At 73.2% G+C, this 24,464-nt stretch carries 27 protein-coding genes; 17 read left to right on the forward strand and 10 right to left on the reverse strand.

The window, feature by feature from the left end:
• Positions 1-197: 197 nt before the first annotated feature.
• Positions 198-1,160: a hypothetical protein gene (locus tag AB8735_RS24225; RefSeq protein WP_344020197.1), complete on the reverse strand. Its 963-nt coding sequence runs from the start codon at positions 1,158-1,160 to the stop codon at positions 198-200.
• A 112-nt stretch (positions 1,161-1,272) separates the two neighbouring features.
• On the opposite strand from AB8735_RS24225, the gene dapE reads away from it, so the two are divergent.
• Both dapE and AB8735_RS24235 read left to right on the forward strand, forming a co-directional pair.
• Positions 1,273-2,352, forward strand: a complete 1,080-nt coding sequence (gene dapE, locus AB8735_RS24230; protein ID WP_344020195.1) for a succinyl-diaminopimelate desuccinylase — start codon at positions 1,273-1,275, stop codon at positions 2,350-2,352.
• Positions 2,353-2,432: 80 nt separating this feature from the next.
• Complete coding sequence (locus AB8735_RS24235) at positions 2,433-3,179, forward strand: TIGR00730 family Rossman fold protein (protein ID WP_372409356.1); 747 nt, start codon at positions 2,433-2,435, stop codon at positions 3,177-3,179.
• Positions 3,180-3,395: 216 nt separating this feature from the next.
• On the opposite strand, the gene folP is transcribed toward AB8735_RS24235, so the two are convergent.
• Entirely contained in the window at positions 3,396-4,256 is an 861-nt protein-coding gene (gene folP / locus AB8735_RS24240; RefSeq protein WP_372409357.1) for a dihydropteroate synthase, read from the reverse strand.
• Between the two features lie 122 nt (positions 4,257-4,378).
• Here folP and AB8735_RS24245 point away from each other — a divergent pair, with 122 nt between their 5' ends.
• Positions 4,379-4,738, forward strand: a complete 360-nt coding sequence (locus AB8735_RS24245) for a DivIVA domain-containing protein (protein ID WP_344020189.1) — start codon at positions 4,379-4,381, stop codon at positions 4,736-4,738.
• Positions 4,735-5,331 (forward strand): DNA-3-methyladenine glycosylase I, encoded by a 597-nt coding sequence (locus tag AB8735_RS24250; RefSeq protein ID WP_372409358.1) that lies wholly within the window; start codon positions 4,735-4,737, stop codon positions 5,329-5,331. Before AB8735_RS24245 ends, AB8735_RS24250 begins: the two co-directional genes overlap by 4 nt.
• Positions 5,332-5,355: 24 nt before the next feature.
• Here the strand turns inward: AB8735_RS24250 and AB8735_RS24255 are convergent, their stop codons facing one another.
• The gene (locus AB8735_RS24255; RefSeq protein ID WP_372409359.1) at positions 5,356-6,156 is read right to left on the reverse strand and encodes an enoyl-CoA hydratase-related protein; all 801 of its coding nucleotides are present in this window, start codon (positions 6,154-6,156) and stop codon (positions 5,356-5,358) included.
• Between the two features lie 310 nt (positions 6,157-6,466).
• Between AB8735_RS24255 and AB8735_RS24260 the strand changes: the two genes are divergently transcribed.
• Positions 6,467-6,634, forward strand: coding sequence for a DUF3117 domain-containing protein (locus AB8735_RS24260; protein ID WP_004950282.1), 168 nt, complete (start codon positions 6,467-6,469; stop codon positions 6,632-6,634).
• Positions 6,635-6,746: 112 nt separating this feature from the next.
• Here AB8735_RS24260 and AB8735_RS24265 read toward each other — a convergent pair whose 3' ends face one another.
• Positions 6,747-7,460 (reverse strand): O-methyltransferase, encoded by a 714-nt coding sequence (locus AB8735_RS24265; protein WP_344020539.1) that lies wholly within the window; start codon positions 7,458-7,460, stop codon positions 6,747-6,749.
• A gap of 142 nt (positions 7,461-7,602) precedes the next feature.
• On the opposite strand from AB8735_RS24265, the gene sigE reads away from it, so the two are divergent.
• From sigE to AB8735_RS24290, 5 genes are all read left to right on the forward strand, one after another.
• Entirely contained in the window at positions 7,603-8,388 is a 786-nt protein-coding gene (gene sigE / locus AB8735_RS24270) for an RNA polymerase sigma factor SigE (protein ID WP_344020182.1), read from the forward strand.
• Positions 8,385-9,077: a zf-HC2 domain-containing protein gene (locus AB8735_RS24275; protein ID WP_372409361.1), complete on the forward strand. Its 693-nt coding sequence runs from the start codon at positions 8,385-8,387 to the stop codon at positions 9,075-9,077. The genes sigE and AB8735_RS24275 overlap by 4 nt, the downstream gene beginning before the upstream one ends.
• A gap of 105 nt (positions 9,078-9,182) precedes the next feature.
• Entirely contained in the window at positions 9,183-10,946 is a 1,764-nt protein-coding gene (locus tag AB8735_RS24280) for a trypsin-like peptidase domain-containing protein (protein ID WP_372409363.1), read from the forward strand.
• 105 nt (positions 10,947-11,051) lie between these two features.
• Positions 11,052-11,477 (forward strand): sec-independent translocase, encoded by a 426-nt coding sequence (locus AB8735_RS24285; RefSeq protein WP_344020178.1) that lies wholly within the window; start codon positions 11,052-11,054, stop codon positions 11,475-11,477.
• Positions 11,478-11,592: 115 nt separating this feature from the next.
• Positions 11,593-12,297, forward strand: a complete 705-nt coding sequence (locus AB8735_RS24290) for a hypothetical protein (RefSeq protein ID WP_344020175.1) — start codon at positions 11,593-11,595, stop codon at positions 12,295-12,297.
• Positions 12,298-12,320: 23 nt separating this feature from the next.
• Here AB8735_RS24290 and AB8735_RS24295 read toward each other — a convergent pair whose 3' ends face one another.
• From AB8735_RS24295 to AB8735_RS24305, 3 genes are read right to left on the reverse strand one after another with little or no spacing between them, the layout of a single operon-like run.
• On the reverse strand, positions 12,321-13,478 hold the full coding sequence (locus tag AB8735_RS24295) for an Mrp/NBP35 family ATP-binding protein (RefSeq protein ID WP_344020173.1): 1,158 nt from the start codon (positions 13,476-13,478) through the stop codon (positions 12,321-12,323).
• Positions 13,479-13,521: 43 nt separating this feature from the next.
• Complete coding sequence (locus AB8735_RS24300) at positions 13,522-14,145, reverse strand: DUF1003 domain-containing protein (protein WP_344020171.1); 624 nt, start codon at positions 14,143-14,145, stop codon at positions 13,522-13,524.
• A complete protein-coding gene (locus tag AB8735_RS24305; RefSeq protein WP_344020169.1) occupies positions 14,135-15,439 on the reverse strand; it encodes a magnesium transporter MgtE N-terminal domain-containing protein in 1,305 nt (434 codons plus the stop codon). Before AB8735_RS24305 ends, AB8735_RS24300 begins: the two co-directional genes overlap by 11 nt.
• A 151-nt stretch (positions 15,440-15,590) precedes the next feature.
• On the opposite strand from AB8735_RS24305, the gene AB8735_RS24310 reads away from it, so the two are divergent.
• The gene (locus AB8735_RS24310) at positions 15,591-16,403 is read left to right on the forward strand and encodes a hypothetical protein (RefSeq protein ID WP_372409365.1); all 813 of its coding nucleotides are present in this window, start codon (positions 15,591-15,593) and stop codon (positions 16,401-16,403) included.
• Positions 16,404-16,794: 391 nt separating this feature from the next.
• Here the strand turns inward: AB8735_RS24310 and AB8735_RS24315 are convergent, their stop codons facing one another.
• Positions 16,795-17,298, reverse strand: coding sequence for a hypothetical protein (locus tag AB8735_RS24315; RefSeq protein WP_344020165.1), 504 nt, complete (start codon positions 17,296-17,298; stop codon positions 16,795-16,797).
• 91 nt (positions 17,299-17,389) lie between these two features.
• On the opposite strand from AB8735_RS24315, the gene AB8735_RS24320 reads away from it, so the two are divergent.
• Entirely contained in the window at positions 17,390-18,394 is a 1,005-nt protein-coding gene (locus AB8735_RS24320) for a DMT family transporter (RefSeq protein ID WP_372409367.1), read from the forward strand.
• Here the strand turns inward: AB8735_RS24320 and corA are convergent.
• Positions 18,372-19,490, reverse strand: coding sequence for a magnesium/cobalt transporter CorA (corA, locus tag AB8735_RS24325; protein WP_372409368.1), 1,119 nt, complete (start codon positions 19,488-19,490; stop codon positions 18,372-18,374). The two genes, AB8735_RS24320 and corA, sit on opposite strands and share 23 nt — an antisense overlap.
• A 484-nt stretch (positions 19,491-19,974) precedes the next feature.
• On the opposite strand from corA, the gene AB8735_RS24330 reads away from it, so the two are divergent.
• The 4 genes from AB8735_RS24330 (at position 19,975) to AB8735_RS24345 (ending at position 23,013) form a co-directional block, all read left to right on the forward strand.
• Complete coding sequence (locus tag AB8735_RS24330; RefSeq protein ID WP_372409370.1) at positions 19,975-20,580, forward strand: suppressor of fused domain protein; 606 nt, start codon at positions 19,975-19,977, stop codon at positions 20,578-20,580.
• Between the two features lie 103 nt (positions 20,581-20,683).
• Positions 20,684-21,325: a DUF6758 family protein gene (locus AB8735_RS24335; protein WP_344020156.1), complete on the forward strand. Its 642-nt coding sequence runs from the start codon at positions 20,684-20,686 to the stop codon at positions 21,323-21,325.
• A gap of 85 nt (positions 21,326-21,410) precedes the next feature.
• Positions 21,411-22,265, forward strand: a complete 855-nt coding sequence (locus AB8735_RS24340) for a PHP domain-containing protein (RefSeq protein ID WP_344020154.1) — start codon at positions 21,411-21,413, stop codon at positions 22,263-22,265.
• Between the two features lie 142 nt (positions 22,266-22,407).
• Positions 22,408-23,013, forward strand: coding sequence for a MarC family protein (locus AB8735_RS24345; protein WP_344020152.1), 606 nt, complete (start codon positions 22,408-22,410; stop codon positions 23,011-23,013).
• Between the two features lie 92 nt (positions 23,014-23,105).
• On the opposite strand, the gene AB8735_RS24350 is transcribed toward AB8735_RS24345, so the two are convergent.
• On the reverse strand, positions 23,106-23,258 hold the full coding sequence (locus AB8735_RS24350; RefSeq protein ID WP_344020150.1) for a hypothetical protein: 153 nt from the start codon (positions 23,256-23,258) through the stop codon (positions 23,106-23,108).
• 217 nt (positions 23,259-23,475) lie between these two features.
• On the opposite strand from AB8735_RS24350, the gene AB8735_RS24355 reads away from it, so the two are divergent.
• Positions 23,476-24,429, forward strand: a complete 954-nt coding sequence (locus AB8735_RS24355) for an NYN domain-containing protein (RefSeq protein WP_372409373.1) — start codon at positions 23,476-23,478, stop codon at positions 24,427-24,429.
• The last annotated feature ends 35 nt before the right edge of the window (positions 24,430-24,464 follow it).

The following is a 24,464-nucleotide window of genomic DNA, read 5'->3' on the forward strand; positions in this document are numbered from 1 at the left end:
TGGTAATGCGTCGCATGATCCGATCTATGAACAATCGGGTGAACCGGACCGGCCGTTGAGGTGCCGGAAAAGCCGACAACCCTTTATTCATCAGGGATGTCGTGGCGGATCCGGGAATCGGGGCGCTGCGCATTCCCAGGGGTCACACGCGGCAACCTCCGGTTCCGCCGGATGCCCCCGAAGGGGGTGTGATCGCACTACTGAGCGGTGGTGATCCGGACCGCGGCCGGGCCCTCGTCGGTCCTGCCCGCACCCCGCCGCCAGCCGTCCCGCGACTGCTCCGCGGTCCACACCCGGCCGTCGAAGGAGACGCGCTCGACGCGCAGTTCGGCGGCGTGCGCCACCGCCCAGGAGGCCAGCTCCCAGCCGCGCCGCCGCGGTCCGTTGTCCGGCGCCGCGGTGGGCACCGGCCGGGGCGGGACGGAGACGGTGCGGGACGCGGCCGCGTCCTTCCCGTCGCTCTTCCCCCCGTTCCCCCTGTTCGTCCCGTTCTTCCCGTCCCCGGACACCCCGGTGGCCGGCAGGACGGACGGGCCGAAGTCGCGCCGCAGACCGGCCCGGACGGCCGACGGATCCCCGGGCTTGCCGTCGCTCGGGCTGGTCGAACAGCTGAACGCGGCAGGTGTGCGCCCGGTCAGCGCCGCGGCGAGCAACGACGCTCCCGGCTCGTGCTTCGCGTACGCCTGCGGGAAGCCGCTGTGCTGCACCCGCTGGGCCGCGACCGTCAACGGCAGCCGTGAATAACCCGGCACCCGGACGAGGTGGTCGTAGAACGCGCCCGCCGCGTACACCGGATCGGTGATCTGCCGGGCGGTGCCCCAGCCCTGGGTCGGCCGCTGCTGGAAGAGGCCCAGCGAATCGCGGTCGCCGTGATGGATGTTGCGCAGCCCCGACTCCTGCATCGCGGTCGCCAGGGCGATGGTCACCGCCCGCTCGGGCAGCCCGCGCGAGGTGCCCACGGCGGTGATCGTCGAGGCGTTCCCCGCCTGTTCGGGATCGAGCGAGTACGACTCCCCGTCCGCGCTCGCCGTGCAGCGCGGGGCTCCCGGACCACCCGTGAGGAAGTACGCGACCGCATAGCCGATCAGCGCCAGCAGCACGGCACAGGCGGCCCCGATGCGCAGCAGCCGCCCGCGGCGGACAGGGAAGATCGGGGACATGCGCCCACGTTACTTGACGGAGCGGACGGACTGCCGTTCCCGGACCGGGCGTCGGTTCGGGGCCGCCGCACGGCCGGGGCGGGTGCCGGAGGCAGGGGTTAGAGTCGCCTGTATGGAGCACGCCGCACTCGACCTGTCCCTCGACGCCGCCGCCCTCACCGCGCAGCTCGTCGACTTCCCTTCGGTCAGCGGTACCGAGGGCCCGCTCGCCGACGCGATCGAGCGGGCGCTGCGCGCGCTGCCGCACCTGACGGTGGACCGGCACGGCAACAACGTCGTCGCCCGCACCAACCTCGGCCACGCCGAGCGCGTCGTCCTCGCGGGGCACATCGACACCGTGCCCATCGCGGACAACGTGCCGTCCCGGCTGGACGACAAGGGTGTGCTGTGGGGCTGCGGCACCTCCGACATGAAGTCCGGCGTCGCCGTACAGCTGCGCATCGCCGCGACCGTCCCGGCCCCCAACCGCGACCTGACCTTCGTCTTCTACGACAACGAGGAGGTCGCCGCCCACCTCAACGGCCTGGGGCACGTCGCCGAGGCCCATCCCGACTGGCTGGCGGGCGACTTCGCCGTCCTGCTGGAGCCCTCCGACGGCGAGGTCGAGGGCGGCTGCCAGGGCACCCTGAGGGTGATCCTGAAGACCGAGGGCGAGCGCGCGCACTCCGCGCGGAGCTGGATGGGGTCCAACGCGATCCACGCCGCCGCGCCGGTCCTCGCCCGGCTGGCCGCCTACGAGCCCCGACGCCCCGTCATCGACGGCCTGGAGTACCGCGAGGGGCTCAACGCCGTGCGGATCTCCGGCGGAGTGGCGGGCAACGTCGTGCCCGACGAGTGTGCCGTGACGGTGAACTTCCGCTACGCGCCGGACCGTACGCAGGAGGAGGCGCTCGCCCACGTCCGCGAGGTGTTCGAAGGCTGCGGCGTCGCCGAGGTGGTCGTGGACGATCACTCGCCCGGTGCGCTGCCCGGTCTCTCGCACCCCGCCGCGGCGGCGTTCATGGCGGCCGTCGGCGGCGCCGCGCGGCCCAAGTTCGGCTGGACGGACGTCGCCCGCTTCAGCGCGCTCGGGGTGCCCGCGGTCAACTACGGCCCCGGCGACCCCCTGTACGCCCACAAGCGGGACGAGCACGTGGCCGTGGAGCAGATCCTGCACTGCGAGGAGCGGCTGCGCAGCTGGCTCACGGCGTGATCGCGCGGCTCGCGGCGTGATCGCGCAAAGCGTGGGCAGCCTACGCTGAACTGCACCAACGGCAGCGGAGGGAGCACGGAATGGTCAATTCCGAAGGAGCGCGCAGGCGGGAGCAGCGCCGGGGGCCGGTGCTGCGGCGGCACGGCCAGATGCAGCAGGGGACCACGGACCAGCACCTGTTGGACACCCGGGGCACGGCGGACTGGGTGCACGAGGACCCGTTCCGGGTGCTGCGCATCCAGTCCGAGTTCGTCGAGGGCTTCGGCGCGCTGGCCGAACTCCCGCCCGCGATCAGCGTGTTCGGCTCCGCCCGGACCCAGCGGGACAGCCCCGAGTACGAGGCCGCCGTCGCGATCGGGCGCGGCCTGGTCGAGGCGGGCTTCGCGGTCATCACCGGCGGCGGGCCCGGGGCGATGGAGGCGGCCAACAAGGGGGCCATGGAGGCCGGGGGCGTCTCCGTCGGCCTCGGCATCGAGCTGCCCTTCGAGCAGGGCATCAACCCTTATGTGAACCTCGGGGTGGACTTCCGCTATTTCTTCGTCCGCAAGACGATGTTCGTGAAGTACGCGAGCGGTTTCGTGGTGCTGCCGGGCGGACTGGGCACGCTGGACGAGCTGTTCGAGGCGCTCACCCTGGTGCAGACCAAGAAGGTGACCCGGTTCCCCATCGTGCTGTTCGGCTCCGCGTACTGGAGCGGGCTGGTGCGCTGGATCGAGGAGACGCTCGTCGCCCAGGGGAAGGTCAGTGCCCACGACCTCCAGCTGTTCCACCTCACCGACGACGTGGAAGAGGCGATCGGGCTGGTCACCAAGGAGGCCGGGGCCTGACCCGGGCGGGCCGGGGCCCCGCCCCGGCCCACGGGCCTACGCCAGGCCGCGGCGCGCGACGGCCGGCGGGCGGTGACCTGCGATCGACGCCACCATGTCCAGCACCTGCTTCGGCTGTGCCTCTTGACGCCGGCCTCGCGAGGTTCGGCGCCGGGGCGCCTCACCGGCTTCGGCCGGCTGCGGCGGACGCCGTCCGCCGGGCGGTGGTTCCGCGGGTCAGGCCAGCCCCCTTCGGGCCACTGCGGGGGGCCGGTGGCCGGCGATCGACGCCACCATGTCCAGCACCTGCTTCGTCTCCGCGACCTCGTGCACCCGGTAGACCTGGGCGCCCAGCCAGGCCGAGACCGCCGTGGTCGCCAGCGTGCCGATGACCCGCTCCTTCACCGGCCGGTCCAGCGTCTCGCCCACGAAGTCCTTGTTCGACAGCGAGACCAGGACGGGCCAGCCCGTGGCGGTCATCTCGTCCAGCCGCCGGGTCGCCTCCAGCGAGTGCCGGGTGTTCTTCCCGAAGTCGTGGCCCGGGTCGATCATGATGCCGTCGCGGCGCACCCCCAGGGCCGCGGCCCGCTCGGCCAGGCCCAGGGTCACCCGCAGGACGTCGGCCATCACGTCCTCGTACTCCGTCCGGTGCGGCCTGGTACGCGGCTCGACGCCGCCCGCGTGGGTGCAGACCAGACCGGCGCCGTGGCGGGCGGCGACCTCGGCCAGCCGGGGGTCCACGCCGCCCCACGCGTCGTTGAGCACGTCCGCGCCCGCCTCGCACACGGCCTCGCCGACCTCGTGCCGCCAGGTGTCCACGCTGATCACCACGTCCGGGTGGCGGCGGCGCACCTCCGCGACGAACCCGACGGTCCGCCGCGCCTCTTCCTCGGCCGTCACCTCCTCGCCGGGACCGGCCTTCACCCCGCCGATGTCGATGATCGCGGCGCCCTCCGCGACGGCCTGCTCGACCCGGGCCAGCGCCGGTTCGTCCTGGAAGGTGGCGCCCTGGTCGTAGAAGGAGTCCGGCGTCCGGTTCACGATCGCCATGATCACCGGTTCGTGAGCGTCGAACTCGCGTCGTCCCAGCCGCAGCATTTCCCGCACTCCCTCTCCGTGGTCCGCAGTGACCTTAACTGTCGGTGGGGCATGGCACGATCGGTGTGGACGGATCGGATGCCGTCGGTGCCGTCGTATGCCGGAGAACTGTGGGGAGCGCCGTGTTCTGGTTCTTGCTCATCGCGCTGGTCGTGGTGGTGGCCGCGGTCACGCTCGCGGTGCTGGGCGGCAGGGGTGGTGTGCTGCCCGAGGCGGAGCCCGACCGGATCGCCTGGCCGCTGCCCGACGGGCGCCCGCTGGCCCGTGCCGACGTCGAGGCCCTGCGGCTCCCGGTCGCGCCGCGCGGCTACCGGATGACGGAGACGGACGACGTGCTGGACCGGCTGGCGGCGGAGCTCGCCGAGCGGGACGCGCGGATCGCGGAGCTGGAGGCGGCACTGGCGGGCGCGCGGGCGGCGGCCGCGGCGGCGACGCGGGACGATGCCGCCGCCGCGGAGGACGGGAAGGGGGAGGAGTCATGAGCGACGGTGGTGCCGTCCTCGGGCCGGACGGGCTGGCGCGCTGTCCCTGGGGGCTGGAGGCGGAGTCCATGGCGGACTACCGCGCGTACCACGACACCGAGTGGGGCGTCCCCGTGCGCGGGGACGACGCCCTCTTTGAGCGGATATGCCTGGAGGCGTTCCAGTCCGGGCTGTCCTGGCTGACGATCCTGCGCCGTCGCGAGGGGTTCCGGGCGGCCTTCGCCGGGTTCTCCATCGCGAAGGTGGCCGCCTTCACCCCGGCGGACGAGGAGCGGCTGCTGGCCGACCCCGGGATCATCCGCAACCGGGCGAAGATCGCGGCGGCGCTCGCGAACGCACGGGTCGCGGCCGGGTGGGCGCCGGGGGAACTGACCTCGCTCGTCTGGTCGTTCGCGCCCGGCGGCGCCCGGCGTGCCCCGCGCACGGCGGCGGAGGTCCCGGCGGTGACGCCGGAGTCGACGGCGCTGGCGAAGGAGCTGAAGAAGCGGGGCTTCCGGTTCGTGGGGCCGACGACGGCGTATGCGTTGATGCAGGCGTGCGGGCTGGTGAACGATCACTTGGCCGGGTGCCATGTGCGGCGGGGCCTGGCGTAGGACCTCAGCAGCCCGCTGACTACCTCACCGGCCCTCGAACACCGGGCGTTCCTTCTTCAGGAACGCCTCCACCGCCGTCCGGTGGTCCTCCGACGCCCCCGCCACCGCCTGGAGCTCCTCCTCCGCCCCCAGCGTCTCGCGCAGCGACCGCTCCGCCCCGACCGCCAGGGCCTTCTTGATCGCCGCGTAGGCCACCGTCGGGCCCGCGGCCAGCCGGCGGGCGACGGCCTCGGCCGTCCCGGCGAGTTCCCCGGCCGGGACGACCCTGTTCGCGATGCCCAGCTCCAGCGCCTCCTCGGCGGGAATGTTGCGCGGGAAGAGCAGGAGGTCCGAGGCCCGGCCGTGGCCGACGAGGCGGGGGAGGGTCCAGGAGACGCCCGAGTCGCCGGTGAGCGCCACTCCCGCGAACGCCGTGTTGAAGGCCGCTGTGTCGGCGACGACCCGGTAGTCCGCCGCGAAGGCGAAGCCCGCGCCCGCCCCCGCCGCGGCCCCGTTCACCGCCGCGACCACGGGCTTGGGCATCTCCGCGATGGCCAGCGTGATGGGGGAGTAGTGGTCCCGGACCGTGTCCCAGGTCCGGTTCGTGCCGCGTTCGCGGTCCGCGGCCAGGGAGGCGGTGTGTTCCTTGAGGTCCTGGCCCACGCAGAAGGCCCGTCCCGTGCCGGTGAGCAGGACGGCGCGCACGGCCCGGGCCTCCGCCGCCCGCCGCAGCGCGTCGAGGAGGGCGGTCTTGGTGACGGTGTCCAGCGCGTTCATGGCGTCGGGCCGGTTCAGGGTGATCGTCGCGAGCCCGTCGCTCACCTCGTACAGCACGGTGTCGGCCATGGTGCGTCCTCCCTCGGTCGGCTGCGGTCCGCGGCCAGCTTGCCGCAGATTTCCGGCGGGCGGCATGTGAGCTGCGTCAAAGAATCGGGCGTCCGTACGGGTACGGAGTTGGTGCACAAGTGCGGAGCAATCCCCGAATTGGGTGGTTTTGCCGGAGCGTGTTGCCGAAGGGATGCCGACCGATGTTGGTCATTGGGTCGCGCGATGCGGGATAATGGCCTGGAAGCAATGTGTTCGATGCCGGTGACACGTGCCCTTTCGAGAGGGGTTGTCGGCTGACGATGAGCTGGTTTCAGGAAGGGGAACGAGCATGGCGGCCATGAAGCCGCGGACGGGCGACGGCCCGCTCGAGGTGACCAAGGAGGGGCGGGGCATCGTCATGCGGGTTCCGCTCGAGGGCGGCGGTCGTCTCGTCGTCGAGCTGACCCCGGACGAGGCGGCGGCTCTCGCCGACGCCCTGAAGAACGTCGTCGTCTGACGCACGGACTCGGTCCTTCGCTGACTTTGCTTGCCCCGGCAGCCGTTCCCGGCTGTCGGGGCAAGGTCTTTTCCGGACCTTCCGCCCCGCGGAGTGGCCGGTTCCCGCCGGGTCAGCCGCTGCGGCGGGCCGCGCACAGCAGCCCGTCGCCCACCGGCAGCAGGGACGGCACCAGCACGGTGGACTCCCGCACGGCCCGCAGCAGTTCGCGCAGCCGCAGCACCTCGGCGGGCTGGGCGGCGGAGTCCACGGTGCGGCCGTCCGCGAAGACGCCCTCGAAGCAGACCAGGCCGCCGGGGCGCAGCAGGCGCAACGATTCCGCTAGGTAGTCGAGGTACTCCAGCCGGTCCCCGTCGCAGAAGACCAGGTCGTACCCGCCGTCCGCGAGGCGTGGCAGCACCTCCAGCGCCCGGCCGGGGATGAAGCGGGCGCGGTTGCCGGCGAAGCCCGCGGCGCGGAACGCCTGCCGGGCGAACTGCTGGCACTCGGGGTCGCTGTCCACCGTCGTCAGCACGCCGTCGGGGCGCATGCCGTGCAGGAGATGCAGGCCGGACACCCCGGTGCCGGTGCCGATCTCGGCGACGGCCTTGGCGTCCACCGCCGCGGCGAGCAGGCGCAGCGCGGAGCCCGTGCCGGAGGAGACCGAGCGCAGCCCCGCCTCGTCGGCCCGGTCGCGCGCCCAGAGCAGTGCCGGGTCGTCGATGTGCTCGACGCCGTACGCATCGGCGAACGCCCAGCTCGTCTGCCGGTTGCCGGTAATGGCCCTCTCCTGTCCCCATGTGTCGACGCAACGGTGACTGTATCCGCTGCTGTCGGGAACCCGCAGATGGGACCGTGCGTTGATGCGGTGAGGAGACGGCGTGAGGGGGGCGTGGGGGTCCGTTCGGAGCCCCGGGCCGGTCCGGGAAGAGGATCAAACCCAAAAGCAGGTCAAAATTCCTTATCCGGAGCTAACGGGCGAGGTGGATATGGTAGGGGCTCCACTGGACACCACCAGAGCCGACAGGGGAGGTGCGGCTACGTGCAGCGGCCCTCGTGGAGTGCTCAGGCGCTTCCGGCGGACCGCCGTCGAGCCGAAATCCGTGACCGACACCGCTGACCGTTCCACCACCCGGACCTCCGCAACCGCGACTTTCGCCGGCGACGGGGACGCGCAGGCGTGGACCCCTCCCACCTGGGAGGAGATCGTCAGCACCCACAGTGCACGGGTCTACCGTCTCGCCTACCGCCTCACGGGCAACCAGCACGACGCCGAGGACCTCACCCAGGAGGTCTTCGTCCGGGTCTTCCGCTCGCTGTCCACGTACACCCCGGGGACGTTCGAGGGGTGGCTGCACCGCATCACCACCAACCTGTTCCTCGACATGGTCCGCCGCCGCCAGCGCATCCGCTTCGACGCGCTGGGCGACGACGCCGCCGAGCGGCTCCCCAGCCGCGAGCCGTCCCCGCAGCAGCACTTCAACGACACGCACTTCGACGCGGACGTCCAGCAGGCGCTGGACACCCTCGCCCCGGAGTTCCGGGCCGCGGTCGTCCTCTGCGACATCGAGGGGCTCTCCTACGAGGAGATCGCGGCGACGCTCGGCGTGAAGCTGGGCACCGTCCGCAGCCGTATCCACCGCGGCCGTTCCCACCTGCGCAAGGCGCTCCGGCACCGGTCCCCCGACGCCCGTGCCGAGCAGCGGGCCGAGCAGCGCGCCGTGGTGGGAGCCGCCGCCGGCGCCCGGCTGAGCGGGGAGGTCGGGATCGCGTGACCGGTTCAGGCGGTCAGTCCCCCGCCGAGCAGCATCTCGGCGACCGCCTCGCGGCCCTGGTCGACGGGGAGTTGGGACACGAATCGCGGGAGCGGGTGCTCGCCCATCTCGCCACCTGTGGAAAGTGCAAAGCGGAAGCCGACGCCCAGCGTCGGCTCAAGAGCGTGTTCGCCGAGGCCCCGCCCCCACCGCTCTCCGAGGCGCTGCTGGCCCGGCTCCAGGCCCTGCCGGCCATGGGGATCGACGGTCCCGCGGGGCCGGGGGCGTCCACCGCGGACGGCGACGGCGATGCGGCCCGGCCGCGTCGCCGGAGTGCGTTCGGGCCCCGGGCCGACGCCTTCGCGCTGGTGCCCCTGGGCGGCCTGACACCCCGTGAGCAGGGCTTCCGGGTCCACGAGGTGGCGCGGAGCGCCTCGCGCGGGCGGCGCTTCGGGATCGCGGCGGCCGGTGCCGTCTCGATCGCGGCCTTCGCGCTGGTCGGCGCAGCCCAGCCGCTGGGGGCGGTCGAGGACGCGCCCCGCGCCCGGGCCGGCGATCCCCAGGGCGGCGCCCCGGCGTTCGCCCTCGGTTCCTCCTCGGGCGGCGCGGCGCGCGACGCCGTCGTCCGCCGGAGCTCGCTGGTCGTTCCGCCCGCCCTGCCGGTCGCCGTCCCGTTCCGGATGCCCCAGCAGTCTCCCCTCTCCCGCTGACGCGGGCTGCCCTGCTCACCTGCGGCCGCACCTGGTTGAATCGCCGGTGGGCCGGGCACCCGGGGCGGTGCCGCGGCCTCTGCCGAATTGTGGGGGGAGACCGGGATGGACGAGGGCAAGGGGCACTGGTGGAGCCGTACGCGCCGCGACGATGACGGGTCCGGGGACCCGTCGGTGCCGCAGCACGATCCCGATCCGTACAGCACGCCCCCGTACGGCCGCCCGGGCCCCTGGGCCCCGGCCCCGCCGGTCCGCCACCCGGCCGCTCCGGCCGGACGCGAGCCGATACCGGACGCGGAGACCCACGCCGCGGAGCCCCACACCGTGGAGCCCTTCGCCACTGCGGGGCCGCCGTCCGGCGGCACCGCGCCGCGCCCGGCCGGCACGCCCCCGTACCCCGCCGCAAAGCCGTATCCGCCGGCGGACGGCCCCCGGCATCCCGCCGCGGACGCGCGGCCCCTGGCCGCCGGGCCGGCTCCGGCGGGCGCGCCCCCGTACCCGGCGGACCGGCAGCCCCTGCCCGCCGGGCCGCAGCCCCCGGTCACGGCGCAGCCGTACGCGACGGAGGGCGCCGGCCCGCAGCCGTACCCCGGCGGCCCGGTGGGCGCCCCGCAGCCGCAGCACCCCGGCGCAGGCGGTGTCCTGCCGCAGCCGTACCCGGCCGCCCGGCCCCCCGTCCTCGGCGTCACCTCCCCGTACGCCGCGCAGGGGCCCTGGCAGTACGACCCCTGGGCCGTGGAGCGGCGGGAGGAGGCCGGGGCGGGGAAGGGCGTGGCGCGGCGCAAGGTCGTCGTCGGGGCGCTCGTCGTCGCGCTGGTCGCGGGCGGAGTGGGGGGCGGGCTCGGGGCCTGGCTGGAGCGGGACGGCGGCGGGCGGCATGTGACGCTGCCGCAGGCGCCCGTCGACAGGAGCGAGCGGGACCCGGGCAGCGTCGCCGGGATCGCCGCCCGTGCGCTGCCCGGAGTGGTCACCCTGCATGTGCGCGGCAGCAGCGAGCGGGGGACCGGCACCGGCTTCGTCCTGGACAAGCGGGGGCACATCCTCACCAACAACCACGTCGTCGAGCCCGCCGGCGGGAGCGGCGAGATCGTGGTGACCTTCAACGGCGGCCAGACCGCCAAGGCCACCGTCGTCGGCCGCGACAGCGGCTACGACCTGGCCGTGGTGAAGGTCTCGGGCGTCTCCGGGCTCACCCCGCTCGCCCTGGGCAACTCCGACTCCGTGCACGTCGGCGACTCCGTCGTGGCCATCGGCGCCCCCTTCGACCTCGCGGGCACGGTCACCACGGGGATCATCAGCGCCAAGGAGCGCCCGATCACCGCGGGCGGGAAGAAGCAGGACGGCAGCGACGTCAGCTATGTGGACGCGCTCCAGACGGACGCCCCGATCAACCCGGGCAATTCCGGCGGCCCGCTGGTGGATTCCCGGGCCCGGGTCATCGGCATCAACAGCGCCATCCGCTCGGCCGGCGGCTCGGAGGCCGGCGGACAGGGCGGGAGCATAGGGCTGGGCTTCGCCATCCCGATCAACCAGGCCAAGCGCGTCGCCGAGGAGCTGATCAACACCGGCAGGGCCGCCCACCCGGTGATCGGCGTCTCGCTCGACATGGCGTACCAGGGCGACGGCGCCCGGGTGAACCCCAAGGGCGGCAGCGGTACGCCGGTGACCCGGGGCGGCCCGGCCGACAAGGCGGGCATCGAGCCCGGGGACGTCATCAAGAAGGTCGACTCCTCGGCCGTCCACAGCGGCCAGGAGCTCATCGTCAAGATCCGCAGTCACCGGCCGGGGGACCGGCTCACCCTCACCGTGGAGCGCGGCGGCAAGGAGCGGACCCTGCCGCTGACCCTGGGCTCGGCGAGCGCGGGCTGACCCTTGGCCCGATGTTGGCCCGGGCGTCTCCCGCGCATACGTCCGGGCCAGGTACCGTGATAGGCGGCCGGAGCCGTCGGCCGCCCCCGCATCAAGGAGCTTCAGGTGCTCGACATAGGACTTCCCGAGCTGATCGCGCTCGTCGTCCTCGCGCTGCTCATCTTCGGACCGGACAAGCTGCCGAAGATGATCCAGGACGTGTCGAGCACCCTGCGCAAGATCCGGCAGTTCTCCGAGAACGCCAAGGAGGACATCCGCTCCGAGCTGGGGCCGGAGTTCAAGGACTTCGAGTTCGAGGACCTCAACCCCAAGACCTTCGTCCGCAAGCACGTCCTGGACAAGGACGAGCTGGGTCTGAAGGAGATCCGCAACGGCTTCGACCTCAGGTCCGAGATGGCCGAGGTGACCGACGCCGTCAACGGCCGCGACCCGGAGCCCGCCCCGCATTCCGCCGGCGGCCCCGACCTGCTCAAGAAGAAGGAGCGGCTCCAGCCGGGCGAGCGGCCCCCGTTCGACTCCGACGCCACCTGAGCCTCGCCTGCCGGGCCCCATTGACGGGGGTGGCTATCCTCCCCTTGTCCGGGTTGACGGTGCCCGCGGTGCGGGCCGGCCGGGCACGACGGGCCAACGAGGAGGCGCCGCGCAGATGGAGACCACGAGTCGGGCAGGGGCGGCGGGAGCACCCGCCGGGGAGGACACCGGCGCGGAGGGGAGCGCCCCGCCGGGCGGGTCCGGCGTACGGCGCCCGGTCGACGGCTATCTGCAGGCGGCTTTCCCCTGGTACGGCCTGGACGACGCGTTCACCGGACGCCGCTGGCTGATGCAGGTGGGCACGGCGGCCGACGGCACCGTGGAGCACGGCTCGACGGGACACGGCACGGAGCCCAACCTCCACTCGGGCCGCCCCGACCGGGTGGCACCCCTCTCCGCCGCCCAGCGCTTCTCGGTGGTGGTGACCGTCGCCAGCCGCCCGGTGCGGCGCAGCGCGGACGGCACGGGCGTGCTGGAGGCCACCTCCGTCTCCTCGGCGGCCTGGCTCGCCGGCGCGGGCCTGCTCTCGTACACCTGGCCCGACCGCATGGAGCGGGCCCTGCGGCAGCACTGGCTCGACCAGCAGACCGCCCTCGCCTGGGAGCTGGCGGACCACCTGGACGAGGCCCCCTGGTCCACGCTCTCGCTGCCGGTGGACGGGGTCTCGACCGACTTCCGCTACCGCGAGTCCGAGTACGGCTGGGTCCTCGCCGGCTCCGCGCAGGGCGGAGCGGTGCACATCGGGGCGTACGGGCGCGGGATGAGCGCCTATGGGATGGGCTTCTCGGCGGTCGAGGACATCGCGGCGTACACGGGCTGAGCCCGGGTACGCCGCGTCGGCGGTCAGAACTTGTTGCGCGGCGTGATGCCGAGCGACATCCCGGACAGCCCGCGCTGCCGCCCGCCCAGCTTGCCGGCGATGGCGCGCAGCGCGCTGCCCGCGGGGGACTCCGGGTCGGTGAGCACGACCGGCTTGCCCTCGTCGCCGCCCTCGCGCAGCCGGACGTCGATGGGGATCGAGCCCAGGACGGGCACGGTGGCGCCGGTGGTCCGGGTCAGGCCGTCGGCGACGAGCTGGCCGCCGCCGGTGCCGAAGACGTCGACCATCTCGCCGCAGTGCGGGCAGGGCAGCCCGGACATGTTCTCCACGACGCCGACGATCTTCTGGTGGGTCTGCACGGCGATGGCGCCGGCCCGCTCGGCGACCTCGGCGGCGGCCTGCTGAGGCGTCGTCACCACCAGGATCTCGGCGTTGGGCACCAACTGCGCGACGGAGATGGCGATGTCGCCCGTGCCCGGCGGCAGGTCGAGGAGCAGGACATCGAGGTCGCCCCAGTAGACGTCGGCCAGGAACTGCTGGAGCGCGCGGTGCAGCATCGGGCCGCGCCAGACGACCGGCGCGTTGCCCGGGGTGAACATGCCGATGGAGATGACCTTCACGCCGTTGGCCGACGGCGGCATGATCATGTTCTCCACCTGGGTGGGGCGGCCGTCGGCGCCCAGCATCCGCGGGACGGAGTGGCCGTAGATGTCCGCGTCGACGACGCCGACCTTGAGCCCGTCGGCCGCCAGTGCCGCGGCCAGGTTGACCGTCACCGAGGACTTGCCGACGCCGCCCTTGCCGGAGGCCACGGCGTAGACCCGGGTCAGCGAGCCGGGCTTGGCGAACGGCACCTCGCGCTCGGCCGTCCCGCCGCGCAGGGCGGTGGCCAGCTCGCGCCGCTGCTCGTCGCTCATCACGTCGAGCTCGACCGTCACGCCCGTCACACCCGCGACGCCGGAGACGGCCTTGCGGACGTTCTCCGTGATGGTGTCCCGCATCGGGCAGCCGGAGACCGTCAGATAGACCGCCACCGCGACCGTCCCGTCCGCCGCGATCTCGACGGATTTGACCATGCCCAGTTCGGTGATCGGCCGGTGGATCTCGGGGTCGTTCACCGTCGCGAGCGCGGCGCGCACCGCCTCTTCGGCGGGGACGGAGTTGGGGGTCTCGGTAGCCATGCCCCGATGGTACGGCGCACCACCGACACCCGGGGAAGGGCCGTCAGCGGTCGCGTTCCTCACTCTCCACCGGGAATACCCTGCGCTGTTCCATCTCCTTGATCAGTTCCTGGAACTCGGAGCGGATCCAGTCCCGGGTGGCGACCTCGCCCAGCCCCATGCGCAGCGCCGCGATCTCCCGCGTCAGGTACTCGGTGTCGGCGATGGACCGCTCGTTCTGCTCGCGGTCCTGCTCCAGGTTGACGCGGTCCCGGTCGTCCTGCCGGTTCTGGGCCAGCAGGATCAGCGGCGCGGCGTACGACGCCTGGAGGGACAGCACCAGGGTCAGGAAGATGAACGGGTACTGGTCGAACCGTACGTACGGCGGGGCGGTGGTGTTCCACACCACCCACAGCACGATCACGACCGTCATCCAGACGATGAACCGCCCGGTGCCCAGGAAGCGGGCGATCTTCTCCGAGGTCCGGCCGAACGCCTCCGGGTCGTACTCGGGCAGCCAGCCGCGCCGCTTGTGCTGGGGCTGGTCGAGGCGGACGCGCGGGGGCTGCTGGGCGGCGGCGGATCGTTCCTTCTGCCGTTCCCGCTCCCGCTGGCGCTCCCTCTCCTCCCGCTGGCGCTCCCGTTCGCGGAGCCGCTCCCACGGGGTGCCGCGCCCGTCAGCGTTCATCGCCGCCCTCCTCCCCCTGCGCCCCGGGCACGTCCATGCCGAACGCGCCCTGGTGCAGCTCCGTCTCGCGCCAGTCGTCCGGCAGCAGGTGGTCCAGCACGTCGTCCACGGTCACCGCGCCCAGTAGCGATCCGCCGGAGTCCACGACGGGGGCGGCGACCATGTTGTACGTGGCCAGGTAGCTGGTCACGGCCCGCAGCGGGGTGTCGGGGTGCAGCGGTCGCAGCTCGGTGTCGGTGATCGAGGCGACCAGGGTGAACGGCGGGTCCCGCAGCAGCCGTTGGAAGTGCACGGTGCCCAGGTACTTCCCCGTCGGCGTCTCGTCCGGCGGCCGGCAGACGTAGACCTGGGCGGCGAGCGCGGGGGACAGGTCCGGGTTGCGGACCCGGGCGAGGGCGTCGGCGACGGTGGCGTCCGGGCGCAGCACGATGGGCTCGGTGGTCATCAGACCGCCGGCGGTCCGCTCCTCGTACGCCATCAGCCGCCGCACGTCCGCCGCGTCCCCCGGCTGCATCAGCGCCAGCAGCCGCTCGGTGTGCGCCTCGGGGAGCTCGGAGAGCAGGTCGGCGGCGTCGTCCGGGTCCATCGCCTCCAGGACGTCGGCGGCGCGCTCCTCCTTGAGCTTGCCGAGGATCTCGATCTGGTCGTCCTCCGGCAGCTCCTCCAGGACGTCCGCGAGCCGGTCGTCGTCGAGGGCGGCGGCCACCTCGGAGCGCCGCTTGGGGGACAGGTGGTGCAGCACGCTCGCGAGGTCGGCGGGGCGCAGCTGCTCGAAGGTGGCGAGGAGGTTGGCGGCGCCCTGGCCGTGCTCCTCCAGGGAGAAGCCGGTGACGGCCGACCACTCGACGGTCAGGGTCTCTCCCCTGCGGCGCAGCGCGCCGCCCTTGCCGCGGCGGACGAAGACCTTGTCGATCTCCCACTCGCGGCGGGCCTGGAGCTGGGTGATCGACACGTCGAGCACGGTGACCTCGTCGTCGGCCGCGACCAGCCGCACCCGCCGGTCGAGGAGCTCGCCGAGGACCAGGGTCTCGGTGGGGCGCTGTTCGAACCGGCGCATGTTGATGACGCCGGTCGTGATGACCTGGCCGGACTCCACGCCCGTCACCCGGGTCATCGGCAGGAAGACGATGCGTCGGCTGGCGACCTCCACCACCAGGCCCAGCACCCGCGGCGGGCGGTTGCCGACGCGCAGCATCGCGACGACGTCGCGGACCCGGCCGACCCGGTCGCCGTTGGGGTCGAAGACCGCCACCCCGGAGAGGTGCGAGACGAACACGCGGGCGCTCGCCGCCATGCCGTGCACCTCCTCCTCCGCCGTTTCCCGGTTCAGGCTAACGTGACCGGCCCTGCGCTGCCGCTCCGCGACGGTCGCGGGGAACGGGCGCGAGTACGCTGCCGTATCCAGTGCTGACCGGTGCTGACAGTGCTGACAGGAGGCAGGGCAGGTGCGAACCCGGAACGCGGCTCTCGTAGGGGCTCTGTGCACCGTGCTGTCCACGGCCCTGACGGCCTGTGGCGGCGGCGAGGACCCCGACGCGGGGACCAACGGCGTGGGCAAGCTCCGCCCCGCGGTGATCCAGGACCGGGCGCGGTCGGCGGCGAAGGGCGCCGCCGCGGTCCGTCTGTCCGGCGCGGTGGTCAGCCAGGGGCGTACGTACCGCATCGACGTGCGCCTGAAGAAGGACGGCGGGACGGGGCGGGTCGCCTCGGGGGACGTCTCCTTCGAACTCCTCCGGGTCGGCGAGGAGCTCTTCGTCAAGGGGGACGCGGCCTTCTGGGCGCGGGGCGGGACGGGGGCGGGGGCCGGTGCAGGTGCCGGTGCCGGTGCGGGAGCGAAGCCGGGTGCGGCGGACACCGCGAAGCCGGCTCCGCCGGGGGGCGGTGGTTCCGCCGCCGCGAAGCTGAACGGTAAGTACGTGAAGGTCCCGTCCGGCGACCCCGCCTATCGGCAGCTGCGCGGCTTCACCGACAAGGACGTCCTGCTGGACGGGCTCCTCGGCCTGCACGGCAAGCTGTCGCGGGGGGAGCGCGGGACGGTCGGGGGAGTGCGGTCGATCCGGCTCAACGCGGGGGATGAGAAGGGGACGGGGGGCGTGCTGGATGTGTCCCTCGTGGGGACGCCGTATCCGTTGCGGGTGCAACGGGCGGGTGGGGCGGGGCAGTTGGAGCTGGGGGACTGGGGGAAGGATTTTGTGCTGAGGGTGCCGGGGAAGGGGGAGATGGTGGATTACGGGTCGCGGATTCCTGCGGGGCGGTGAGGGGTTTGCTCCCCGCCCCGCCCTTTCACCGTTTCCGTAGGGGCTGCCGCCCCTGCGGGACCCCGCTGCGCGCTGCCGCGCGCGGGGGCCGCGCTCCGGGTGGGCTGGGTGTGTGCCCCGGTCCCGCCCTTTCACCGTTTCTTCCGGGGAGACCCCGGACCCCGTCCGCCCTCCGGGCGGAGTCCTCAAACGCCGGACGGGCTGAAGTGGCGCGCCGATCCAGCCCGTCCGGCGCTTGAGGACGAGCGGCGGAGCCGCGACAACGGGGGCCAGGGGCGGAGCCCCGGAAGCGGGGGTGCAGGGGGCGCAGCCCCCGCCCCACCGCGCGGCAGCGCGGTACCGGGCCGAGGGGCGGAGCCCCGGGAGAAACGGTGAAAGGGCGGGCCGGGGGCTACTTCCCCCGGCCGCGGCGCAGCAGCCGCGGCAGCGCCGCCGGCATCGGGCGGCGCGTCGTCGCCGGCGTCCGCAGCGGCACCGCCGCCAGCGACGCGTCGGGCAGCGGCTCCGACGAGCCCGTCGGCTCCAGGCGGAGGATCCGGCACTCGCGGGCCCACCGCTCCTCCAGCGTCCCGAAGTCCACGGCGTTCAGCCGCTTGCCCTTGAGCTCGGCGACCGCTCCGGTCCACGCCTCGTCCCCGGGCGGCAGTTCGGTCACCTGCGCGGTCCAGGCCACCAGCCGGCCGCCCTTGTCCTTGCTGCGGACGGTCACGGTCGCCGTGCAGCCGTCGGTCAGGCCGAGGCCGTCGAGGGGCTGTTCGCCGGGGCCGCCGACGAGATGGGCCGCACCGTCGTGCCAGACGTGCCACAGGGCACGGCTCGGCCCCGTCGGGCCCTGCACCCAGAGGAGGCCCGACTTCTTCGTGGCCTCTTCGATCAGCGCCAGCGTCTGCGTCATGCGCCCAACTCTAGGGGCACGCGCCGGTACGTCCGCCCATGCGCCCATGATCCCGGTTACGCAGAGCCACCCTTGGGCCTAGGCTGGAGCGGTGAGCGATGTCCGTACCCAGCAGGCCCGCCGACGAGGGGCGGGGCCGTCCGAGGCCGCCGCCTCTCCCGCCGGTGTCCGCCTCGACTTCGTCCTGCTGCTGGTCGCCGTCTCCGGGATCGCCCTCTCCGCACCGCTGATCGCCTCCGTCACCGCCGCCCCCGCGCTCGCCATCGCCTTCTGGCGGAACGCCATGGCGGTGGGCGCGCTCACCCCGCTCGTCCTGCTGCGCCACCGCGCGGAGCTGCGGGCGGTCGGCCGCCGGGCCGGGCTGCTCGCGGTGGCCAGCGGGGCGCTGCTCGCCGTGCACTTCGGGGTGTGGCTGCCGAGCCTGTCCATGACCTCGGTGGCGTCCTCGACCGCGCTGGTCACCACCACTCCGATATGGACGGCGGTCCTGATGCGGCTCGGCGGCCGCCGCCGGCCGGCCCTGGTCTGGGCGGGCACGGGCCTCGCCTTCCTCGGCGTGGTCCTCCTCACCGGCGTCGACCTCTCCGGTTCGCCGCGCGCCCTGGCGGGCGACGCCCTCGCGCTGACGGGCGGCATGGCGGCCGCCGGGTACGTCCTGCTGGGCGCGGAGGTGCGCCGGACGGTGGGCACCGTCCCGTACACCTATATCTGCTACACGACCACCACGGTGCTGCTGCTCGCCGCGTGCCTGGTGTCCGGCGCCTCCCTCGCCGGGTACGACGGGGGCACCTGGGGCAAGCTCGTGCTGCTGACGGTCACGGCGCAGCTGCTCGGCCACTCCCTGATCAACCGGGTGGTCAAGGGCCTGGGCCCGTCCGTGACCTCGACGGCGATCCTGCTGGAGACCCCGGGTGCGGCGCTGATAGCCGCGCTCTGGCTGGGGCAGACACCGCCGGTGGCGGCGTATCCCGCCCTGGCGGTGATCGTCGGGGGTCTGGCCCTGGTGATCCTGGCCGATCGCAGGGAGGCAGGGACGGCGGGTACGGCAGGGACGGCAGGGACGAAGGAGCCCGCTACAGCCAGCCGTTCCGCTTGAAGCCGCGGTGGATGGTCACACAGATCGCGACCGTGACGACCATGACGGTGGGGTAGCCGTACTTCCAGCCCAGCTCGGGCATGTACTTGAAGTTCATGCCGTAGATGCCCGCGATCATCGTGGGCACGGCGAAGATCGCCGCCCAGGAGGTGATCTTGCGCATGTCCTCGTTCTGCGCCACGGACGCCTGGGCGAGGTTGGCCTGGAGGATCGAGTTGAGCAGGTCGTCGAAGGCGACCACCTGCTCGTGCACCCGGGCGAGGTGGTCGGCGACGTCCCGGAAGTACTTCTGGATGTCCGGGTCCACCAGCCGCATCGGCCGCTCGCTGAGCAGCTGCATCGGCCGCATCAGCGGCGTCACCGCCCGCTTGAACTCCAGCACTTCCCGCTTCAGCTGGTAGATCCGGCCCGCGTCGCCGCCCCGCCGGGACCCCTTGCCCGGGTCGGAGAAGACGTCGATCTCCACCTCGTCGATGTCGTCCTGCACGGCGTCGGCGACCGCTATGTAGCCGTCCACGACCTGGTCGGCGATGGCGTGCAGAACGGCCGAGGGCCCCTTGGCCAGCAGCTGAGGGTCCTCCTGGAGCCGGTGCCGCAGGGCCCGCAACGAGCCCTGGCCGCCGTGCCGGACGGTGATGATGAAGTCCTCGCCGGTGAAGCACATCACCTCGCCGGTCTCCACCACCTCGCTGGTGGCGGTGAGTTCGGCGTGCTCGACGTAGTGGATGGTCTTGAAGACCGTGAACAGGGTGTCGTCGTACCGCTCCAGCTTGGGCCGCTGGTGGGCGTGGACCGCGTCCTCCACCGCCAGCGGGTGCAGCCCGAACTCCCGGGCGATGCCCGCGAACTCCTGCTCCGTGGGCTCGTGCAGCCCGATCCAGGCGAACCCGCCCTCGGCCCGCACCCGCCGCATGGCCTCCGCCGGCCCGCACGGCGCGCTCACCCGCTGCCCCTCGTGATAGACGGCACAGTCCACCACCGCGCTGCTGGTGGACGGGTCGCGGGTGGTGTCGTTGCACGCGTACGGCTCGTACGGGGTCCCGCCCTTGCGCAGGGCGGGGCGGACGGCGGCACGCAGGTCACGGATCATCGACATGACTGGCTCCATTCACGGGCCGCCGCCGGCCGGGACGTACGGCGCCGCGGTCCGCGACGGGGACGTACGAAGGCCTGTCGGCAGGGGCAGGCGGACGGACGTCCATGCGGCGGACCGCGCTCCGTGCGGTGCGTGCGACTGGCGGCAGTTCGCGGAGAACTCGCAGAGGGCTTTGCAGGAGGGCGTGTGAGGGCAGCGCTCTCCCGTCAACTGCCGTGGGCGCGGAAGGACTTCCAGGAGGCCGGTGCGGAGACCGGCGGGGCGGAAGGCCCGCTTCTAGTTCACAAAGCGCGCGTCCGGAGCGGAGGGACGGGAGAACTGTCGGTACTGCACGGTCGACTAGGATCCACCGCAGCCCCACCTCCTCCGGCCGGTCCCCGCTGAGGGACGGACGTAACTCCCTGACCAGAGGCCAAGGCTAGCAGCCGCCCGACACGTCAAGCCCCCGCTTTGCCTGTTCGATACACGTTCTATGCTCGGGCGCATGTCGGACGTTCTCGCACTGGTCGAGGCCAGGCTGCACACCACCTTCGGGAAGCCGGACGCGCGCGCGGCGGTGACCTTCCTCGGCGCCGACCGGATCGAGGTCCTGCGCTTCACCGGGCCGGGGGAGGGCAACTCCGGGGAACACGTAGTGCGTTACGTCACTCTCGGCATGTCCGCCCAGCCGATGACGGATCCCACCTCGCCGCTGGCCGACCCGGTCCGCGGTCCCCGCGCCGAACTCGTCCTCACCGTCCGCCCCGGCCGCGCCGGCACGGACAAGGTGCTGCGCCCCCTCGCCGTGCTGGCCGCCTCCCCCCAGGTCGAGGGGCTCGTCGTCGCGCCCGGCGCCTCGCTCGACACCGGTGAGCCGCTGTGGCCGGGCGCCCCCTTCACCTCCGTCCTCGTCGCGGAGCCCGGCGGGCTGGTCGAGGACCTGGAGCTCGACGCCCCGATGGACCCAGTGCGCTTCCTTCCGCTCCTGCCGATGACGCCGAACGAGGCGGCGTGGAAACGGGTCCAGGGCGCGGCCGCGCTGGAGGAGCGCTGGCTGCGGCACGGTACGGACCTCCGCGACCCGCTGCGCGGGGGCGTGCCGCTGGGGTGACACCGGCCCTGGGGGACGGGTGTTCCGCCGGGTCCCGGACGCCGCCCTCCGGACGAGTGATCGTCCTTGACGCGACGGCGGCCGCGGAGGACCGTTGGAAGTTATGAGGGGCGAACCCAGTTGCCCGAAGTGCGGTGGCCGGGTGCGAGCGCCCGGACTCTTCGCCGACTCCTGGCAGTGCGCTGCGCACGGAACGGTGCACCCTCTGCAGCCCGTGGTCCCGCCGAGCGTCGAGGCGCTCGCCGTTGTCGTCAACCGGTCCCGGGTCCCCGTCTGGATGCCCTGGCCGCTGCCGGTCGGCTGGCTGTTCACCGGGGTCGTCGCCGCCGGGGACGACCGCAACGGGGGCCGCGCCACCGCCGTCGCCTGCTCCGGGCCCGGCCCGCTGGGCGGCCCGGGCGAGCTGCTGCTGATCGCCGAGGAGCTGGGGGTGGGGCTGGGTGCGCGGTACGCGGGCATCGACGGCCCGGACCCCGGCCCCCTGATGAGCGTCGACCGCGCCCCGCACGCCAAGGTCCTCGCGGCCGGGCGGCCCACCCCCCTGTGGCATGTGGAGGGGGTGCCCGGCGACCGGGCGGTCTTCGCGGGCGAGGCGCGGGGGCTGTGGCTGTGGGCCGTCGTCTGGCCCGAGCCGTCAAGCCTGTTGATGTACGACGAGCTGGTCATCACCGACCTCCGGGACGCGGGCGCCGAGGTGGACCTGGTGCCCTGCGGGGCGCTGTCCCCGCGGATCGTCGCGCCCTGACCGCGCGGGAGCGTCCGCGGGCGACCGTTATCCTGAACCGGTCCCGTCCGATCCCGTCGACGTTCAGTGCTGGGAGGCCCGTGTCGTGCGCATCGACCTGCACACCCACTCCACGGCCTCCGACGGTACGGACACCCCCGCCGAGCTGGTCCGCAACGCGGCCGCCGCGGGCCTGGACGTCGTCGCGCTGACCGACCACGACGGCACCGGCGGGTATGCGGAGGCGATCGCGGCACTGCCGCCGGGCCTCACCCTCGTCACGGGCGCCGAACTCTCCTGCCGCCTGGGCGGCGTGGGCGTGCACCTGCTGGCCTACCTCTTCGACCCGGCGGAGCCGGAGTTCGCCCGCGAGCGCGAGCTCGTCCGCGACGGCCGCGAGCCCCGGGCCCGCGCCATGGTCGCGCGGCTGCGCGAGCTCGGCGTGCCGGTCACCTGGGAGCGGGTCGCGGAGCTGGCCCGCGGCGGGGCCGTCGGCCGGCCGCACGTGGCCACCGCCATGGTCGAGCTGGGCGTGATCGGCTCGGTCTCGGACGCCTTCACGCCCGAGTGGCTGGGCAACGGCGGCCGGGCGTACGCCGAGAAGCACGAGTTCGACCCGTTCGAGGCCGTCCGCCTGGTCAAGGCCGCCGGCGGGGTCAGCGTGCTCGCGCACCCCATGGCGGTCAAGCGCGGCGTGGTCCTGCCGGAGGGCGCGATAGCCGAGCTGGCCTCGGCCGGTCTGGACGGCGTCGAGGTCGACCACATGGACCACGACGGGCCCACCCGCGCCCGGCTCCGCGGCCTCGCCGCCGACCTCGGTCTGCTGACCACCGGTTCCAGCGACTACCACGGCCGCAACAAGACCTGTGAACTCGGCGAGTTCACCACCGACCCGGAGATCTACGGGGAGATCACGCGCCGCGCGACGGGCGCGTTCCCCGTTCCGGGCGCGGGCGGCTGATCCCGCACCCCTTCGCGAGGCCATCCGCGCGGGCCGGGCACCCCTTCGACGGTGTCCGGGCCTTCGCGCGCCTCCGCGCGCCGTTCCGGCACCGCACCTCCTCACCACCTTCCCCGCCCGGTACCACACGCAAGGCCCTACCGTGTTCGACTTCGCTGTCTTCGGATCCCTCTTCCTCACCCTGTTCGTGATCATGGATCCGCCCGGCATCACCCCGATCTTCCTCGCCCTGACCTCGGGCCGCCCCGCCAAGGTCCAGCGGCGCATGGCCTGGCAGGCGGCCACCGTCGCCTTCGGTGTCATCACCGTCTTCGGCATCTGCGGCCGGCAGATCCTGGACTACCTGCACATCACCACCCCGGCCCTGATGATCGCGGGCGGGCTGCTCCTGCTGCTGATCGCGCTCGACCTGCTCACCGGCAAGTCCGAGGAGCCGAAGCAGACCAAGGACGTCAACGTCGCGCTCGTTCCGCTCGGCATGCCGCTGCTGGCCGGTCCCGGGGCGATCGTCTCGGTGATCCTCGCGGTGCAGCGCGCGGACTCGGTGACCGCGCAGGTCTCGGTGTGGTGCGCGATCGCCGCCATGCACATCGTGCTGTGGCTGGTGATGCGTTACTCGCTGCTGATCATCAAGGTCATCAAGGACGGCGGTGTGGTGCTGGTCACCCGTCTCGCGGGCATGATGCTCTCCGCGCTCGCCGTGCAGCAGATCATCAACGGCATCACTCAGGTGATCACGCACAAGTAGGGCACCGGAAACGCGAAGCGCCCCCGTACGGCTGTTCCGTACGGGGGCGTTCCGCGTCCTGCCGGGCCGCGGCATGCGTACCCTTTAGCGCGTCACCGGGTCGCGGTGTCGGCAGGGCGGATGTAGAGGCGTTGGCCGATCGAAGCGGCCTGCATCACGATCCGGTTGACGGAGGCGGCGTCCACGACGGTGCTGTCGACGGCGGTGCCGTCGATGTCGTCCAGGCGCATGATCTCGAAGCGCACGGCTTCTCCCTTCGTCCGATCCTCCTGAGGAGAACTTCACAGAGCTCGAGGAAGCGCGCCGCGGCACTGCGGCGCGTCCACACACTGTCCAACGAGGTGCCTATGTCAAACATTCCCTACGCTAAGGAAATTTTTAACCTGACTAATAAGTAACCGGCAAGTGACCGGCGACCGGACGTCCCCCCACCCCACGTGACCACCGGATGAGCGAGCCCCCATGAATGACCCGCACCACCTGCCTGACCTGCCTGACGCCAAGCCCGATGCCCCCGACCTCGCCACGATCGTCGCGGGCATCGAGCGCACCAACGCCCTGCTGACCCGCGTCCTCGCCGAGGTCGCCACCCGCCCCTCCACCCACGCCGTCTTCGCCGACGCGGGCTACGTCTACGCCGCCGCCGGCCGCCTGGTCGCCGGCACCGAGGACCGGCGCGCCTTCGAACTCGACGCCGAGGGGCTGATCGAGGCCTTCATCGACAAGGCCCGCACGATCTTCCCGGACAGCCGGCTGCTCCGCGTCTACTGGTACGACGGCGCGCGCCGCCGCATCCACACCGCCGAGCAGCAGGGCATCGCCGAACTCCCCGATGTCAAGGTCAGGCTCGGCAACCTCAACGCCAACAACCAGCAGAAGGGCGTCGACTCCCTCATCCGCACCGACCTGGAGTCCCTCGCCCGGCACCGCGCCATCAGCGACGCGGTCCTCATCGGCGGCGACGAGGACCTGGTCTCGGCCGTCGAGGCCGCCCAGGGCTACGGCGCCCGCATCCACCTCTGGGGCATCGAGGCCGTCGGCGGACGCAACCAGGCCGAGCCGCTGCTGTGGGAGGTGGACAGCCAGCGCACCTTCGACCTCGACTTCTGCAAGCCCTACGTCAGCCGGCGCGCGGCCTACGAGCCGCTCTCCGAGGCCGCCCCGCACCGCGGACCCGTCCCCGCCCGCGAGGACGTCCGCTTCGTCGGCGCCCGCGTCGCCGCCCAGTGGCTGGGCGCCCGCGGCCGCGACACCCTGGCCGACCTGCTGCCCGGCCACCCCTATCTGCCCGGCGCGGTGGACCAGGAACTCCTCGTCGAGGCGGAGGGGCTGCTCGGGCTGTCCCTGCGCGGCCACGCCGATCTGCGCCGTGCCGTGCGGGACGGTTTCTGGGACCACCTGCGGATGCAGTTCTGAGCCGGATGCGGTTCCCTGGCTACGGGTGGGCTGGA

This window comes from Streptomyces luteireticuli, assembly GCF_041519305.1.
Classification (GTDB): domain Bacteria; phylum Actinomycetota; class Actinomycetes; order Streptomycetales; family Streptomycetaceae; genus Streptomyces; species Streptomyces luteireticuli.